The organism is Asanoa iriomotensis (genome assembly GCF_016862515.1).
In the GTDB taxonomy this organism is placed as follows: Bacteria; Actinomycetota; Actinomycetes; order Mycobacteriales; family Micromonosporaceae; genus Asanoa; species Asanoa iriomotensis.
This window is the reverse complement of sequence record NZ_BONC01000185.1, coordinates 1-743: the sequence shown is the minus strand read 5'-3', so window position 1 is coordinate 743 and position 743 is coordinate 1. Positions and strand designations below refer to the sequence as shown.

The 743-nt window shown below is 73.4% G+C and carries 1 protein-coding gene; it reads left to right on the top strand.

Annotated features, from left to right (window positions below; genetic code table 11):
• Window positions 1-72: 72 nt before the first annotated feature.
• Window positions 73-743: exodeoxyribonuclease VII large subunit (xseA, locus tag Air01nite_RS40885; protein ID WP_203708926.1), on the top strand; the 671-nt coding region annotated here is incomplete at its 3' end.

Below are 743 nucleotides of genomic sequence, written 5' to 3'. Positions count from 1 at the left end.
ACACCCCCACAAACGCGGCAGAAAGCCGGCTGCTGCCACCGGCCGGCGCCGCCCCCGCCGTAGGGTGGTGCGGTGACCACGCCCGAGCCCAACGGCATCCCGAAGAGCACCGCGGAGGAGCCGTGGCCGGTGCGGGTCGTGAGCCAGAAGATCAGTGGCTGGATCGCCAAGCTGGGCTGGGTCTGGGTCGACGGCCAGGTCGCGCAGATCAGCCGCCGGCCGGGCGCCACCACCGTGTTCCTCACCCTGCGTGACCCGTCCGCCGACCTGAGCCTCACGGTCACCACCAACCGCGACGTGCTGGACGTGGGCGCACCCAACCTCGAGGAGGGTGCCCGGGTCACGCTGCACGCCAAGCCCGACTTCTTCCCCGCCCGGGGCACCCTGAGCCTGCGCGCCGACGAGATCCGCCAGGTCGGGCTCGGCGAGTTGCTCGCCCGGCTCGAACGGCTCAAGAAGCTGCTCGCCGCCGAGGGGCTGTTCGACCCGCGGCGCAAGCGGCGCCCGCCGTTCCTGCCGGGCCGGATCGGGCTGATCACCGGCCGCGCCTCGGCCGCCGAGCGCGACGTGCTGACCAACGCCAGGCGCCGCTGGCCCGCCGTCGACTTCCGGGTCGTCAACGTGGCCGTGCAGGGGCCGACCGCGGTGCCGCAGATCGTCGACGCGCTCAAGGTGCTCGACGCCGACGAGTCGATCGACGTGATCGTGATCGCCCGGGGCGGCGGTGGCGTGGAAGACCTGCT